8 protein-coding genes and 1 pseudogene are annotated in these 17598 nt (G+C 45.5%); 3 read left to right on the top strand and 6 right to left on the bottom strand.

Annotation, left to right across the window (positions count from 1 at the left end):
- Nucleotides 1-389: pseudogene (locus tag ACTNEW_RS11505) on the top strand (hypothetical protein); the annotation flags it as partial.
- Between the two features lie 75 nt (nucleotides 390-464).
- On the opposite strand, the gene ACTNEW_RS11500 reads toward ACTNEW_RS11505, so the two are convergent.
- Complete coding sequence (locus ACTNEW_RS11500) at nucleotides 465-1691, bottom strand: AfsR/SARP family transcriptional regulator (RefSeq protein WP_441061018.1); 1227 nt, start codon at nucleotides 1689-1691, stop codon at nucleotides 465-467.
- Between the two features lie 493 nt (nucleotides 1692-2184).
- Here ACTNEW_RS11500 and ACTNEW_RS11495 point away from each other — a divergent pair, with 493 nt between their 5' ends.
- Both ACTNEW_RS11495 and ACTNEW_RS11490 read left to right on the top strand, forming a co-directional pair.
- On the top strand, nucleotides 2185-3207 hold the full coding sequence (locus tag ACTNEW_RS11495; protein WP_441061015.1) for an N-acetylmuramoyl-L-alanine amidase family protein: 1023 nt from the start codon (nucleotides 2185-2187) through the stop codon (nucleotides 3205-3207).
- A 213-nt stretch (nucleotides 3208-3420) separates the two neighbouring features.
- Nucleotides 3421-5100: a serine hydrolase gene (locus tag ACTNEW_RS11490; RefSeq protein WP_441061012.1), complete on the top strand. Its 1680-nt coding sequence runs from the start codon at nucleotides 3421-3423 to the stop codon at nucleotides 5098-5100.
- Between the two features lie 226 nt (nucleotides 5101-5326).
- Here ACTNEW_RS11490 and ACTNEW_RS11485 read toward each other — a convergent pair whose 3' ends face one another.
- The 5 genes from ACTNEW_RS11485 to rpoB all read right to left on the bottom strand — a co-directional run bounded on the left by ACTNEW_RS11485 (nucleotide 5327) and on the right by rpoB (nucleotide 17487).
- Nucleotides 5327-6553 carry a hypothetical protein gene (locus tag ACTNEW_RS11485; RefSeq protein WP_441061010.1) on the bottom strand — a complete coding sequence of 409 codons (1227 nt, stop codon included), beginning with the start codon at nucleotides 6551-6553 and terminating at the stop codon, nucleotides 5327-5329.
- A 27-nt stretch (nucleotides 6554-6580) separates the two neighbouring features.
- Entirely contained in the window at nucleotides 6581-7432 is an 852-nt protein-coding gene (locus ACTNEW_RS11480) for a PP2C family protein-serine/threonine phosphatase (protein WP_441061008.1), read from the bottom strand.
- Between the two features lie 20 nt (nucleotides 7433-7452).
- On the bottom strand, nucleotides 7453-9567 hold the full coding sequence (locus tag ACTNEW_RS11475) for a protein kinase domain-containing protein (RefSeq protein WP_441061006.1): 2115 nt from the start codon (nucleotides 9565-9567) through the stop codon (nucleotides 7453-7455).
- A 323-nt stretch (nucleotides 9568-9890) separates the two neighbouring features.
- On the bottom strand, nucleotides 9891-13610 hold the full coding sequence (rpoC, locus tag ACTNEW_RS11470) for a DNA-directed RNA polymerase subunit beta' (RefSeq protein WP_441061004.1): 3720 nt from the start codon (nucleotides 13608-13610) through the stop codon (nucleotides 9891-9893).
- Nucleotides 13611-13626: 16 nt separating this feature from the next.
- The gene (gene rpoB / locus ACTNEW_RS11465) at nucleotides 13627-17487 is read right to left on the bottom strand and encodes a DNA-directed RNA polymerase subunit beta (RefSeq protein ID WP_441061001.1); all 3861 of its coding nucleotides are present in this window, start codon (nucleotides 17485-17487) and stop codon (nucleotides 13627-13629) included.
- Nucleotides 17488-17598: the final 111 nt, after the last annotated feature.

Below are 17598 nucleotides of genomic sequence, written 5' to 3'. Positions count from 1 at the left end.
CCAGATACAGAGAAATGTCCATTCCTATGGCTCCTTCTTCTGAGATATTTATTGATGATATATTGAAAAAATCCTTGATATTCAAGGAAAAAAGACTTGACTTAATAGGGATGGTTGGTATGTTTTCTAAAGAATTGCAATTGATGGATCGCAATACTACGCGATTGATGATCGATGAACTGTCGGCTCAGGTGGAAGAGTTTCGGACGGCGTATAAAGAAAAAGAGGCGGAATGCAGGAAAAAAGATGCAGAATGTAAGAAGAAAGACGCGGCTTTTCATAAAATAACCGAAGCTTATACACAAAAAGAGGAGGAATGCAAGGAGAAGGATGACATTATTGCTTCTCTGAAAAAACAACTTCAAAATCTGAAAGCATCCGACAAATAATTATCCGCAAAAACCTGTTTCACAGCATGATTCCTTTCATGTCATGAAACAGGTTTTTATTTATCTTTATTTATCTCATATAATCCTGTGGAAACTCGCTGTCGGTACGATATCAAAGGTAAGCTCGGACTCCCACGGGGTTTTGTTTTTTCTCCGGTTCTTAAAGCTGCGTTCAATTCGCTTGAAAACCAGTTCACATTTGTCTTCTTCCGCACCCATCAGAAGAATCAGGTATCCCTGGTCAAAGTCTGTATAACAGTCTCCGCTTCGCAGGGTATCACAAATAGTCTCTTTCAGTATCTGCATGGGATGATCGCTGTCTTTTTTATTACATTCGTTGTAACAATCGGTCTTGAGTTTGCAGAGCATCAGACTCATTTTCTGTCCGTTACGCTCGGTAAGGCGAATCATCAGACGAAACGTATCCGAAAAATTTGCCAGAGTCAGATATGCCGCACCACAACCCCTGGAATGTATGGACGCTTCCAGCTTATTGCGGATATCATCAATCAAATCAGACTGATCATTCTGTCCGGCACTTCTCTTGTACACTTCTGTCAGATGCTCCGGTACGTCCAGATCCAATTCCTCCCGGTACATGCGCACCGTTTCATTATAAACCTGACCGGCTTCCCGTGTCAGTCCCAGCTTCTGGTAACTCTCCAGAACATAAACCTGCCATTCATCATAAGGATAAAGCTCACAGGCCTTTCTGCTGACCTCCAGCATTTTTTCATAATCCTCAGCTTCGCGGAGCAGATCAATTAATTCACTGGTCAGTTCCTGATACATCTGTTTATACCATACAGAATAAACAACCGCCCATTCCTCTGCGCCTGCATCTTCCAGAAATTCACCGCGGTATAAAAGAAATGCATCATAAAGTTTCCCAATTTTGTCAGGAAGTGATGTGATCTGTTCTGCTTCTTCTTTGTCTTTCCTGAACATTTCCACATCTGTCACAGCCGGAAATTCCTCATTCCAGCAATATCCTTCTGTATCTGTAGTGTAATAATCCGTCATTGTTTTCGGAACTCCGCTGTTCTCCAGCTGTTTCTTAAAGCGATGCTGGGCTACACGAATACTGTTCGCAGCATTGGCGACTTCCTCATTCTGGTACAGATAAACTGCCAGATCATGCCGGGAAATCCCGGTTCCGCGATGTGTTAGAATAATCTGAAAGAGTCTCACACTTCTGCTGTTCATATTCCGTCCCAGCGAAATACTCTTCCCCTGCCAGGTCATTTCAAATCGGCCAAACATTTTTATGTAGATTTTGTCCTCGTCAATTTTTCTTTCCATTCAAACTCCCTCGTCTTAGCGGTCCGCAGCACCCTAAAACATGTTCGGAGATTGCCTCCCGAAAAAACATGCTACTTATTTGTCAAAAGCAATACGTTCCCGTCAATAGCTATTTCTTGTTTATAACTACTGTCATTATTATTAAGTATACTCCAGCTTTCTATATAATTTCAACCGTTATTCATGCCATTTAAACTTTTGTTTACAAAGAATTAAAAAATTTTTATCATTTCAGTCTTTGTCGCTCCGCTTTTGGTACCATATATAGTACAAAACATCTTTATTGCCGCATAAATCATCTGATTTCTACTGTTTTGCCGCAGTGTTTGTAAGGCAATAAGGAAGTAATGAAATACTGTTTGAAATACCGTTGCAGATATGATAGTATTTGAAATACGGAAAACCATATGCCAATGCAGTAATATACTGTCATAAATCAACACAATCATTCATATAACCATAAATCACCACAATAAATAGAAAGGATTTTTCCATGAAAAGAAAACCAAGCTTTATTTCTATTCTGCTGGTCATCACCGGATTACTGTGTATTGCTTCCCTCTTCTTTTTTGGATTCAATACCTATCAGCAGATTGTTTCTACGGAAAAAGATCTGAATGGGGTCATGGACCAGGTTTCTCAGGAACAGCAGAAATTAAAAGATAGTGCCAATCTCTATACGAATGCGGTTGACCAGAAACAGGCGGAAAATGAGCTTCAGGAAAAACGTGCCTCCGGCACAACCGAAGAACATGAACGTGCTCCCGGTTCGGAAGATGCGGACTCCTCCAAAACTTCTGTTTTTTCCCGTAAGGATGCAGGCGTTACTCAGGAAGATGAAGAAAATGTTTTTTCCTCCGGAGAGGACAGCATTTTTGACAATCATGGACATGTCATCGGCATAGATCCCGGGCATCAGGGTTACAATGTGGATATGAGTTCCACTGAACCGATCGGCCCCGGTTCTTCCGAAATGAAAGCCAAAGCTTCTACCGGAACAGAAGGTTCCTATACCGGACTTCCGGAGTATCAGCTTAATCTTGATGTCTCCATGAAGCTGAAAACCATTCTCGAAAGCCGCGGCTATCAGGTAATCATGACCCGGACGGACAATGATACTGCTATCAGCAATAAAGAACGGGCAGAATATGTGGCCGCCAATGGTGCAGAAATTTATGTCCGCATCCACGCCAACGGAGAAGACAGTCATACTTCTTCCGGTGCACTGACTATGGCACCCTCTCCTGAAAACCCGTATATTCCGGAACTTTCGGAGGAATCCACACAACTTTCCCAGTGTATTCTGGACAGTTATTGTCAGGCAACAGGCTTTGCCAATCTGGGCGTGCAGTATTATGACAACATGACCGGCATAAACTGGAGTACCGTTCCGGTGACTATTATAGAAATGGGATTTATGACCAACCAATCTGACGATACACTGATGAGTGATTCCTCTTTCCAGGATACCATGGCAGAGGGGATTGCAAATGGAATCGATGCTTATTTCGGCTGATTCTATGTACTGGCAGGAAATAAACTATACAACTTGAAAAAAATCTTATATTATAAACCATGGTATAATATTTTGTACCGTAGACATAATATAATATTTTATACTATAAACATTAATATTGTATTTCGTGCTATTAATAATATTACCGTATTCACACAATCAACATTAACACAATATTTCGTACGATAAACAATCGAAGAAAGGATTATTGGAATGAAAAATGATAAAAGCAGCATAAAACAGCAGCGGTCATGCAGCGCTGTTAAAGAAAGAAGCTCTGATACATCTTCTGCTTTTGATTCAGATGAAAAAACTCTGTTTTCTGTCGATGACGATGACTTTGACGTAGAAACGATTGATATCGATACAGCCTTGGAAGACTTTGATGATATCCTGGAAGAAGAAGTCAGGCACACGCTGAACAGCGATCTGGATGACGACTTCGTCGAGGATCTTGAAAATCAACTTCTCAGGGAACTCCAGACAGATTTCGGAGATGCATTCGATGATTTCTCGGATGACGATTTCTCAGATGATGATTTCTCGGACGATGATTTCTCCGATAGCGTTTTCTCGGATGATAATTTCTCCCAACCCACATTGGACAAAAAATCAGCATTTGACACACAATCAACTTTTCAAACAAAACATACTGATTATTCAGGATACACAGCTGACACGCAGCCCGCTTCTGACACACAATCTGCCTTTCAAGCAAAACACGCTGACCATTCAGAATACGAAGCTGACACAGATATTTCCGCGGACACCCCTGCGATGCCGGAAGATGCAGCCAGCAAGCCCAAGAGATCCCGCGTTCCCTATGTAGTCATCGGAGTGCTTTCTGTTTCTCTGGTGGCACTTGGCACTGTGACACTTGTTTCACTCAACCGCCTGGTCTCGCTGCAGTCAAGAGTTTCTCAGCTCCAGCAGACGGTGGTCGATATTTCCGATTCCGCTTCTACCCTAAGCCAGAAAGCAGAAGAATTAAAAAATCTTCAGGGAAAAGAAGCCGAAGAAGAAAAAGCTTCTGTTCAGTCCGGTGAAGTTCAGGGGCCGCAGAAACCGGCAATTCCAGAAGAAAGTATGGAAGAACAGGGCACCCTTTCTCCTTCCAAAGGAAATACGACTTTTACCAACAATACGGACGAAAGTATGGATTCTCTCCTCGTTCAGATACAGCCGCTTCTCCCGCAGAACAACGGTAACTGGTCTGTTTACGTCTGCAATCTGAACAAAGGCTCCGAAGGAATCATCGGCGGGGGGGCCATGCAGGCTGCCAGCCTGATCAAACTCTATATCATGGGAACGGTTTACGAAAACTACGATTCTCTGGTAAATCTCCACGGCAAAGAGCAGATTGACTCCAATCTGAAAGCCATGATTACAGTCAGCGACAATGATGCCGCCAACACTCTGGTCAACTGGCTTGGAAGCGGGGATGATGCCAACGGTATGGAAATGGTCAACAACTTCTGCCAGGCTCACGGTTATACCGAAACTTCCATGGGACGCCTGCTTCTTCATAGCAAAGAAAACGGTGATAATTACACTTCTGTCAGAGACTGCGGAAGATTCCTGAAAGAGATTTATTACCTGAACAACGGCATTGCCACAGACTCCACATTATCCCATGCCGATTCTATGTTCGCGCTTTTGAAACAGCAGCAGCGGGTCAACAAGATTCCTGCCGACCTGCCGGAAGGCGTCCAGGTTGCCAACAAAACCGGTGAACTCACTGACGTGGAAAATGATGCCGGAATTATTTACAATACCCCTCAGGGCATTGACCTTGTGGTATGCTTCATGTCCGAAAACCTCACAGATACTCTTTCCGCCCAGGAAAGCATCGCCGAGAATTCACGACTGATCTACGGTTATTATAACGAATAACATCCAGTATAAGCCACGATAAATACCTTACTGTTTCGGTGAGGATGCTTTTACAGCTGTACTATCGAAAAAGCAGCCCAGCGAAACATATGATTATTTATCGTGACTTATACTAATACATCGTTTCGTAAATAACTCCACTAAATAACAGGCACCGGCAAAGTCCGTATGTTTTCATACCTGCAGACTTTGCCGGTGCCTGTTCCTTACTTCTTTCTCCACCCTGTCACTCTTCCTCCGATTCCTCGTAGGACATTTCCCAGATTTCCGAGAAAACTGCCAACGGACAGTCTGTCAGCAGACACATAAGGAGGAAGCATTCATATGGATTCACTATGTAGATTTCGCTCATTCCGCATTTCTCCAGAATCCCCTGAATTTCTTCCAGAAAATGGCGGTATCTCTGATACGGATCCTCATCTGCCATTTCCTGCGACACAATAAAAAATTCAAGTGTGATCAGGTCAAAACGCTCCACCGGAAAATTATGTTTCAGAATACTGTTGATTCTCTGCCTGCTGAATCGTTTCTGGCTGAAATGTCTGGCAAGAATGGAGGCTGACATTTTTTTCAGATTTCCCATCTTATTGATCGGAATTCCGCTGCAGATTACTTTTTCCACATCTGATGCAGAAATATCATCAGCTGTCCACACTTTCCCCCGTTTTTTCTCCTCCTCATCCTGCTGATACATAGCAGCGATGATTTGCTTTGCACGGTAAAGAAGCCGGCAAAACTCCTGAAATGCCTGGCTTTTCTCTGACATGGGATCCTCTACGCCGGATTTCACATGCGCCAGATATTCCAACAACTTCTCTTCCGTATCCAGATACAGCCCACCGGCAAAAATTCTGGCAGCATCCCCGCTGTCTTTCTCCGGCTCCAGCTCATCATATCGTTCCCGGTATTCCTGTGCCTTGTAATATTCATAATGATTGGAATAGCAAAACCAGTAAATCACTTCATCCGGATTTCGGAAATCAAAATCCTGCTCTCTGAGTACTCTGGTAAGAAAATCCGACACATCCTCCACACTCATGCGAAGTCCGAACCCGAGGAGAAACACGGTCTCCCGCTTCACAGATGCCTGGCTCAGCCAGTTATTTACAAGTGAGGAAAGCTTCGCAGAAGTCGGCTTCATGGATTTGGGCGTACAGGTTTCGTGAAAGGATTCCACCACAATATCCCGGTAGACCTCTTTGCTGACTTCACTGAACGGTTCTTCCAGACCCGCACGCTCATAAATATACCTTTTCAGATGATCCCCAAAGGAAACCAGCTCCATTTCCTTATATAAATAATGAAAAATCACATCCGCATCTTCATCTTCAAAATCCTCCAGACTGACAACCTGCCGAAAACGCTGCGCCGCCCTTCTGGTAAACTCATAATCTTTGACAGTGTCAAATGCCACTGTCTGCTCAAAATCCAGATCCTGCATTCGATTCTTCATACCATCATCTCCCATAACCATCCTGTATCAGTATCCTGACTGCACAGGCTCTTTCTTTATTCTGTTCTCCAGCCATCGCAGCAGGCGTGGTCTTCGTTCCTCTTCTGTAACCTCGCACAAAATCATGGTCACATTATCCCTTCCGCCTCTTTCCAGAGACCTGCACAGCAGTGTTTCCACTGCTTTCTGCACCGTCGTTTCTCCTGCGATGATCTCTGCAATTTCCTCATCCGCAATCATATCGGTCACGCCATCCGAGCAAAGCAGATATCTTACTCCCGGCTTCATTTCCAGTTTCAGCACGGAGGGTTCCAGCCCCATATGATTTTCCGGGATTCCCACATACTGTGTCAGCGGCGCTTTGCAAAACGGACCTCCGCGCAGTACATGGTCGATGGAAATCTGCTGAAAGTTTCCTTCCTGTTCTCCGGTTTTCTTCCTTATTTCATAAAGTCTGCTGTCACCTACGTTACAGGCATACAGATTTCCCTCACTTACTGCCAGCATCACAGTGGTTGTCCCCATGATCCGGATACGGTTTTCCTGGCTGTATTCACAGACTGCACGGTTCATATCCTGACAAATTTCATCCAGGAACTGCTCCGGCTGTTCTTTCAGAGAGACGCGATTCTCACGGTAATGCCTTCCGCATGCATTTGCCGCAAGATAGGCTGCCATTTCGCCGCAGCTTTCACCGCCCATCCCGTCGAAAACGGCAAACAGCGGATAATCTGACTGTACAGTTCTTCCGGTACGTACACCTCCGGTTCCCTGGTTAAAGGCGCCCATGGTTTCTCCGCAGCACCAGAAATTATCTTCATTATTTGCACGCACATTGCCAGTATGACTGGTATACGCGTATTCCATCTGATAAGCCATGTTCTACCCTCACATCCATTCTACTCAAATCCCTTGGAATATTCCAGGGCTCGGTTCCAGTATTTTTCACCAAGCGTATGATATTCTTCATTGTCTGTTTCGTAATCGTGACACATATTGTTCTCATCAATCCAGCGGATCAGATTTCCGTCTTTGTAATAATAATAATCTGCCCGAATCTCGCCTTCGTCCAGATCGGAATCAATCGTGCTGTCCGCCCAGATATACGCAAAAAATAATTGGTCATCCCAGAAATAATACTCTTCATACAATCCGTCCTTGGAAGAATTGGGATAAATCAGTATCTTTCGCAATTCCCCGACGGTGTTCAGGTATGTAATTCTTCCATCCTTCTCTGTTCCGATCCAATGATAAGTATCCAGTTCATTGACGATTTCTGATGCACGTTCACGGATGACTGTAAGATCTTCCGCAAGGCCTTCTTTTTCGGATTCATCTGCCATATCGCTGTCAAGCATTTCCACAAGCCCTGTCGGACTTTCGGCCTGTGCGGATGTCCTGCGGTTTTCTAACAAAACACGGAAAAATACAACGGTCATCACAATTACCGCAAGCGTCATAACAATAACGGCAATGAGCAGAGGCAAATTTCCTGTCTGATCTTTCTTTTTGCGTTTCTTCGCAGAAAATGTCTGGTCTGTTTCTGCGGAGCTGGTGTGAGCAGTTTCGGTTCGGGTAGTTCCAGTTCGATCTGTTCCGGTTCGATCTGCTCCGGTTCGATCTGCTCCGGTTCGATCTGTTCCGGATGATGCTTGTGATCCGTTCTTTTTTTGTTCCGCAGAATTTCTCCTGGGCTTAATTCTGGTAGCTTCAGAAAATTCCAGATATCCATCCCGGTTTCTCTTCATCTGCGTCTTTGAATTTCCGGACTTTGTTTCATATTCCTGTTCATTGACCAGATGGGAGTATGCTCCGGATTTCTTCGACTGGTTACTCTCGGCTTGTGTACTTGCTCCGGTTTTCTGCACCTGACTGCCTACGGCTCGCGTTCTTACTCCGTTTTTCTGTATCTGATCACTCTCAGCTCGCATACTGGCTCCGCTTTTCTGCACCTGACCGCCCGCAGTTCGCGCACTTATTCCGGCCTTCTGCATCTGATCGTCCGTGGAACGTGAACCTGATCTGGTTTTCTGTATCTGGCTACCCGCTGCTCGCGTTCCTGATCCAACCTTCTTCCGTTCTTGCAATGGTTCTGACATAACACGATATTTTACCCTTTCCAGTTCTTCCCGGAATTCCTCTGCAGTAGTATACCGTTCCTCGCAGTCATATGCACAGGCTTTCAGAATCACAGCCGCCAGATCTTCTCCTGCATCAACCGGAGCAGGAAGTATCTCTCCGGACATTCGTTTGTTCAATGCATTTTCTTTATCTCTGTAGGTAATCAGCTGCTTCTCAAGATCCATAAACGGCAGCCGGTTATGATTACGAAGTTTATACAGCATAATCCCAAGGGAATAAATATCCACGCGGCTGTCATACTTCTCACCCCGGTACATCTCCGGTGCCATGTACGAATACGTTCCTTTCTTGGAAAAGGAACTCAGCGTCCGGTCCAGCTCACGCGCAATTCCGAAATCTCCCAGTTTAAATTCCCCAAATCTGGATACAAAGATATTTTCCGGCTTAATATCCCGATGAATGATATTCATCTTTCTGCAATATTCCAAAGCTTTGCAAAGGTCGATGCCCAGCTGGATCACTTCTTTTTCACTAAGCTGCTTCCCTTCACAATATTCCAGAAATCCCGTCAGATACTCCATGCGGATATAAATATCCCACCCAATATCATCCAGATATTCCACCACTTTATAATCTTCAACAGCCACTACATGGGAATTGCCCCGAAAATCTTCCATAATATTGACTTCCTGAATACAATCTTCCACCAGATTCTGAAAATATTCTTTGACAGACTGGTCGCTTCCCAGTTCGGACTGTATACTCTTCAATTCACTGCGGCTAGAAGGAATCGAGACAATCTTGATTGCGGAATAAAATGCTTTATCACGTTCCATGCGCTGTGCTTTATACACTTTTCCAAAAGATCCTTCGCCGATCTTTTCAACAATTTTCCATTCCGGCCAAACAGAAACCGGCAATTCCCTATCCATAAGTTTCACCTCTGCACCTTCCCCGCACATTCATTTTCACGAATGTACGTGTGCCTGTTTTTATTCTGCAGCAGCATTTTCTTTCACAAAATATTATAACAAATTATATCAGAAATGGTAGCCATGTCTGTATTTTTCTCTTCATTCCCTATATTACCAAAGAATGGATTCAAAAACATGTCTGCTGACAAGGTTCTTATTCCATTTGTAGATTATCTGTTCACAAAGCTCTTATTCATTTTGCAAATTATCTTCTGACCGGTACTTTTTATTGTAAAAAGAAGCCCTCTGCCGCATACGCGACAAAAGGCTTCTTCTTATTTTTATTCTTCTTCAGGTAAAATGATATCTTCAGCTTCGGAAGTTTCTGCTTCTTCTGCTTCATCATCAATTACGATGTCTTCCATCACTTCTTCTTCCGGAATATCTTCTTCCGGAATATCCTCTTCCAGATCCATCATCTCATCGATTTCTACCGTTTTTTCTTCTTCACCGGTATCCAGTGCAATTTCACTGTAACGCTTCATACCGGTACCTGCCGGAATCAGCTTACCAATGATAACATTTTCTTTCAGACCGATCAGCGGGTCAACTTTACCCTTGATGGCAGCTTCTGTCAGAACCTTGGTGGTCTCCTGGAAGGAAGCAGCGGACAGGAAGGAATTGGTTGCCAGAGATGCCTTGGTAATACCAAGCATTACCTGTTTGCCCTCAGCCGGAGTCTTTCCTTCTTTTTCGAGATTCTCGTTCACTTCTTCATACTCCAGTACATCTACGAGAGTTCCCGGAAGGAATTCGGTATCTCCATTCTCCTCAATACGGATCTTCTTCAGCATCTGACGTACGATAACCTCAATATGCTTATCGTTGATCTCAACACCCTGGAGGCGGTATACACGCTGTACTTCACGGATCATATAATCCTGTACGGCGCGTACGCCCTTGATTCTCAGGATATCATGCGGATTCACGCTACCTTCTGTCAGCTCGTCACCGGCTTCCAGAACCTGACCGTCCAGAACCTTCACACGGGAACCGTATGGGATCAGGTATGTCTTGGAATCACCTGTCTCCGGATCTGTAACGATGATCTCACGTTTCTTCTTGGTATCGTTAATGGTAACAACACCTTTGATTTCTGTAATAATAGCAAGACCTTTCGGTTTTCTTGCCTCAAAAAGCTCCTCGACACGAGGAAGACCCTGTGTAATATCGCCGCCGGCAACACCACCGGTATGGAAAGTACGCATGGTAAGCTGTGTACCAGGCTCACCGATAGACTGTGCAGCGATAATACCAACAGATTCACCAACCTGTACCGGTTCACCGGTTGCCATGTTGGCACCGTAACATTTTGCACAGATACCGACTTTGCATCTGCAGGTAAGAATGGTACGGATCTTCACTTTATCGATTGCTCCGCCTGTTTCGCTGACGCCCTCTTTCATAATGCGGGCTGCACGCTTCGGCGTAATCATATGGTTGGCTTTTACAAGAACTTCGCCGTCTTTGTTGTAGATGGTGTTGCAGGAATATCTTCCTGTAATACGTTCCTGCAGGCTCTCGATTTCTTCCTTGCCGTCTGAGAACTGCTGTACATACATTCCGGCAATCTCATCTCTGGTCTCGCAGCAGTCTGTCTCACGGATGATCAGATCCTGTGATACGTCTACCAGACGTCTTGTCAGGTAACCGGAGTCGGCGGTACGAAGCGCTGTATCGGACAGACCTTTACGTGCACCGTGCGCGGACATGAAGTATTCCAGTACGTCAAGACCTTCACGGAAATTGGACTTGATCGGGAGCTCGATAGTGTGACCGGTTGTATCGGCCATCAGACCACGCATACCGGCAAGCTGTTTAATCTGCTTATCGGAACCACGGGCACCGGAGTCAGCCATCATGAAAATGTTGTTGTACTTATCCAGTCCTGAAAGCAGGGCATGGGTCAGTTCATCGTCAGTCTTCTTCCAGGTATCTACAACTTCTTTGTAACGCTCTTCCTCGGTGATGAGGCCTCGTTTGTAGTTCTTGGTAATCAGGTCAACGGTATCCTGGGCATTCTTAATCATCTCAGGTTTCTGCGGCGGCACGGTCATATCGGAAATGGATACGGTCATGGCTGCGCGTGTGGAATATTTGTAACCTGTGGATTTGATTGCATCCAATACTTCGGCAGTCTTGGTTGCGCCGTGAGTATTGATGACTTTTTCAAGGATCTGTTTCAGCTGTTTCTTACCTACCAGGAAATCAACTTCCAGAAGAAGTTCATTGCCAGGTACACTTCTGTCTACGAATCCAAGATCCTGCGGAAGGATTTCGTTGAACAGGAAACGTCCGAGAGTGGATTCTACGTTGCCGGTCAGTACGGTGCCATCCGGCATCTTCTTCGTGCAGCGAACCAGAATTCTGCTCTGGAGCGTAATTACTTTGTTTTCGTATGCAAGAATGGCTTCGTTCACGCTCTTGAAGAACTTGCCTTCTCCCTTGTTGCCAGGTCTCTCCTGGGTCAGATAGTAGATACCAAGAACCATATCCTGAGAAGGAACGGCTACAGGACCACCATCAGAAGGTTTCAGCAGGTTGTTCGGTGAAAGCAGAAGGAAACGGCACTCTGCCTGTGCTTCTACGGACAGCGGAAGGTGAACCGCCATCTGGTCACCGTCGAAGTCCGCGTTGAATGCGGTACAAACAAGCGGATGGAGCTTGATTGCCTTACCTTCTACAAGGATCGGCTCAAACGCCTGGATACCCAGACGATGCAGTGTAGGTGCACGGTTCAGCATAACCGGATGTTCTTTGATTACTTCTTCCAGAACATCCCATACAGCCGGCTCAAGCTTTTCTACCATCTTCTTGGCATTTTTGATATTGTGGGAGGTTCCGTTGGCAACCAGTTCTTTCATAACGAATGGTTTGAACAGCTCAATCGCCATTTCCTTCGGAAGACCGCACTGATAAATTTTCAGCTCCGGTCCTACGACGATAACGGAACGTCCGGAATAGTCAACACGCTTACCAAGCAGGTTCTGACGGAAACGTCCGGACTTGCCTTTCAGCAGTTCTGACAGGGATTTCAAAGGTCTGTTGCCAGGGCCGGTAACAGGACGGCCGCGGCGTCCGTTATCGATCAGCGCATCCACAGCTTCCTGCAGCATACGTTTTTCGTTGCGGACAATGATATCAGGAGCGCCAAGCTCCAGAAGTCTTTTCAGACGGTTATTACGGTTGATGATTCTTCTGTAAAGATCATTCAGGTCAGAGGTGGCAAAACGTCCGCCATCCAGCTGTACCATCGGACGAAGATCCGGCGGGATAACCGGAATCACGGTCAGGATCATCCATTCCGGACGGTTACCGGATTCACGGAAAGATTCCACAACCTCCAGACGTTTGATGATTCTCGCACGTTTCTGACCGGTTGCATCCTGAAGTTCGCTCTTCAGTTCTGCCGCATCTTTTTCCAGATCAATTGCTTCCAGAAGTTCTTTGATGGATTCTGCACCCATGCCTACACGGAATTTGCTTCCGTATGCTTCTCTCGCATCCTGATATTCTTTTTCGGTCAGAATCTGTTTGTACATCAGACCGGAATCAGCAGGATCCAGGACAATATAATTTGCAAAGTACAGAACCTTCTCCAGTACTCTCGGAGACAGGTCAAGGATCAGTCCCATACGGGACGGAATTCCTTTAAAATACCAGATATGGGATACCGGAGCTGCAAGCTCGATATGTCCCATACGCTCTCTGCGGACAGAAGACTTGGTAACTTCTACACCACATCTGTCGCAGACAACGCCTTTGTAACGAATTTTCTTATATTTACCGCAATGACACTCCCAGTCCTTGCTTGGCCCGAAAATTCTTTCGCAGTAAAGTCCGTCCTTCTCGGGTTTCAGGGTACGGTAGTTGATGGTCTCAGGTTTTAAAACTTCGCCTCTTGACCACTCTCTGATCTTCTCAGGGGACGCCAGTCCAAGTTTGATGGCATCGAAAGTCATTGGCTGATATGTTTCTGTGGTATTTGTTGTTTCTGCCATGTATTCTTTCCCCTTTCTATTCCTCGTCATCACCCAGAGATTCTTCAAACTCCAGGTATTCTTCATCCTCGTCCTCGTCTTCAGGTTCCTCGATATCTACCAGTTCCTCTCCCTGGAATTCCTGCTTGGTAAAGCCGTATTTGCCAAGGGATTCTTCATCGTGATGTCCTCTGGAATCACCCTCAATAACGGAACGCAGATCAGTATCGCCGTAGTCTACGGTTTCCATGATCTTCACTTCTGTATTGTCATCTTTAAGGACTTTAACATCCAGAGCAAGAGACTGGAGTTCCTTCAGAAGTACCTTGAAGGATTCCGGAATACCCGGCTCAGGAATATTTTCACCCTTAATAATTGCTTCGTATGTCTTCACACGACCAACAACGTCATCGGACTTGACTGTCAGGATCTCCTGCAGAGTATAAGCTGCGCCGTACGCCTCAAGAGCCCAAACCTCCATCTCACCGAAACGCTGTCCGCCGAACTGTGCCTTACCACCCAATGGCTGCTGAGTAACCAGAGCATATGGGCCGGTAGAACGTGCATGGATCTTATCATCTACCAGATGATGCAGTTTCAGGTAATGCATGTGGCCGATGGTTACCGGACTGTCGAAGTATTCTCCGGTACGTCCGTCACGAAGCCGTACTTTACCGTCTCTCGAGATCGGAACGCCCTTCCAGAGTTCTCTGTGAGCTTTGTTTTCGTCCAGATACTGCATAACCTCCGGATCAAGAATATCCTGATATTTTGCACGGAATTCTTCAAAATCCTCAATATTTACATAGTCATTGGCAAGTTCCAGAGTATCCTGAATATCATTCTCGTTCGCACCATCAAAGACAGGAGTTGCCACATTAAAGCCAAGTGCTTTGGCAGCAAGACTCAGATGGATCTCAAGGACCTGTCCGATGTTCATACGGGACGGCACACCCAGAGGATTCAGTACGATATCCAGCGGACGGCCATTCGGAAGGAACGGCATATCTTCTACAGGAAGTACACGGGAAACGACACCCTTGTTACCATGACGTCCGGCCATCTTATCACCAACGGAAATCTTACGTTTCTGTGCAATGTAGATGCGGACTGACTGATTTACACCAGGTGACAGCTCATCGCCGTTTTCTCTTGTAAATACTTTGGCGTCTACGATAATACCGTATTCACCATGCGGAACCTTCAGGGATGTATCACGTACTTCACGTGCCTTCTCACCGAAGATCGCGCGCAGAAGTCTCTCTTCTGCAGTAAGCTCGGTTTCTCCCTTCGGAGTTACCTTGCCGACCAGGATATCACCGGCACGTACTTCTGCACCGATACGGATAATTCCGCGTTCATCCAGGTCTTTCAGAGCATCATCGCCCACACCCGGAACGTCACGTGTGATCTCTTCCGGTCCCAGTTTGGTATCACGGGCTTCTGCTTCATATTCTTCAATGTGAACAGATGTATAAACATCGTCCTGTACAAGTTTTTCACTTAAAAGAACCGCATCCTCGTAGTTATAACCTTCCCATGTCATGAAACCGATCAGAGGGTTCTTGCCCAGTGCCAGCTCGCCATTGGCTGTGGAAGGACCATCTGCAATAACCTGTCCTGCCTCTACGTGCTCGCCCTGGAAAACGATTGGTTTCTGATTGTAACAGTTGCTCTGGTTACTTCTCATGAACTTGGTCAGATGATAATTCTCTTTGGTTCCGTCATCGTTCTGAATAGTAATATCTGTAGATGTGGAACGAAGAACTGTTCCGGCTTTTTTCGCAACGACACATACACCGGAGTCTACTGCAGTCTTGGTCTCCATACCAGTACCTACAACCGGAGCTTCGGTAGTAAGAAGCGGTACGGCCTGACGCTGCATGTTGGATCCCATCAGCGCACGGTTCGCGTCGTCGTTCTGCAGGAACGGAATCAGTGCTGTCGCTACAGAGAACACCATCTTCGGGGATACGTCCATGTAGTCAAACATTCTCTTCTCGTATTCCTGTGTTTCTTCACGGAAACGACCGGATACGTTCTTGTGAATGAAATGTCCCTCTTCATCCAGAGGCTCATTCGCCTGTGCTACATGGTAATTATCTTCTTCATCTGCAGTCATGTAAACAACTTCTTCGGTTACACGCGGGTTCTGCGGATCTGTCTTGTCAATCTTACGGTACGGTGCCTCAATGAAACCGTACTGGTTAATTCTTGCGTAGGATGCAAGGGAGTTGATCAGACCGATGTTCGGACCTTCAGGAGTCTCGATCGGGCACATACGTCCGTAATGGGAGTAATGTACATCTCGAACCTCGAATCCGGCTCTGTCTCGGGACAGACCGCCAGGTCCCAGGGCGGAAAGACGTCTCTTGTGTGTCAGCTCACCAAGCGGGTTGTTCTGATCCATGAACTGAGACAGCTGGGAAGAACCGAAGAACTCTTTCACTGCTGCAGTTACCGGTTTGATATTGATCAGGGACTGTGGAGAAATACTCTCCGTATCCTGTGTGGTCATTCTCTCACGAACAACTCTCTCCAGTCTGGAAAGTCCGATACGGTACTGGTTCTGCAGCAATTCACCTACAGAACGGATACGACGGTTGCCCAGGTGGTCGATATCGTCGTCATTGCCCATGCCGTATTCCAGATGCATGTTATAGTTAATGGAAGCAAGAATATCTTCCTTAGTAATGTGTTTCGGAATGAGGTCATGGATATCTCTGCGGATAGCCGCCTTGATATCCTCAAGGGTGTCGTTTTCTTCCAGAATTTTTTGGAGTACCGGGTAATATACTAATTCTGTAACACCCAGTTCCTTCGGATCGCAGTCCAGATCCACATGGCTGCGGATATCTACCATAAGGCTGGAAAGAACTTTGATATTGCGTTCTTCTCCCTGAATCCATACATAAGGAACTGCTGCATTCTGGATGGTATCTGCCAGTTCTCTGGTCACAACAGAGTCTTTCTCTGCGATGATCTCGCCGGTAGAAGCATCTACGACATCTTCTGCCAGTTTCTGACCTACGATACGCTTATTCAGATGAAGTTTTTTATTAAATTTATAACGTCCGACTTTGGCAAGGTCATACCTTCTGGGGTCAAAGAACATGGCCATGATCAGGCTCTCAGCACTTTCTACTGCGAGCGGCTCACCCGGACGGATTTTCTTATACAGTTCCAGAAGACCTTCCTGATAATTGGTAGAAGTATCTTTCGTGAAACTTGCAAGAATCTTCGGTTCTTCGCCGAATAATTCAAGAATCTCCGCATTGGTGCCAATACCCAGGGCACGAATCAGCACTGTAATCGGAACCTTTCTGGTTCTGTCTACTCTTACATAAAATACGTCGTTGGAATCCGTCTCATATTCCAGCCATGCGCCTCTGTTAGGAATAACGGTACTGGAAAATAATCTCTTACCAACTTTATCATGTGCGATTGCATAATAGATACCAGGGGAACGTACTAACTGGCTTACAATTACACGTTCTGCACCATTGATGACAAACGTACCAGTTGCAGTCATCAAAGGCAGGTCACCCATGAAAATTTCGGTTTCCTTAATTTCCCCTGTTTCCTTATTAATCAGCTGTACCCGAACCTTCAATGGTGCGGCATATGTTACGTCACGTTCCTTACACTGCTCAATCGAATATTTCGCATCTTTCTCGTCAAATGTAAAGTCGATGAATTTCAGGCTGAGTTTTCCGCTGTAATCTTCGATTGGAGAAATATCATCAAATACTTCATTCAATCCTTCGTCGAGAAACCACTGGTAGGAATCTTTCTGGACTTCTATCAAATTCGGCATTTCCAGGACTTCTTTTTGTCTCTGGTAACTCATGCGCATGCTTTTTCCAGTTTTTACAGAACGAATTCTGTTTTTTTCCATTGACGTTTCACCCCTGTTTTTTTTATTTATTACTGCATGATCCCGCTTATTTGTTCAGATAAGCAGGCATATCTTGCCATAATATAGCATCCTTTACTGTAGCATAAACCT

The sequence above is a fragment of the Blautia sp. HCP3S3_G3 genome (genome assembly GCF_052063365.1).
Classification (GTDB): domain Bacteria; phylum Bacillota; class Clostridia; order Lachnospirales; family Lachnospiraceae; genus Blautia_A.
This window is presented reverse-complemented; position numbering and strand designations above follow the sequence as displayed.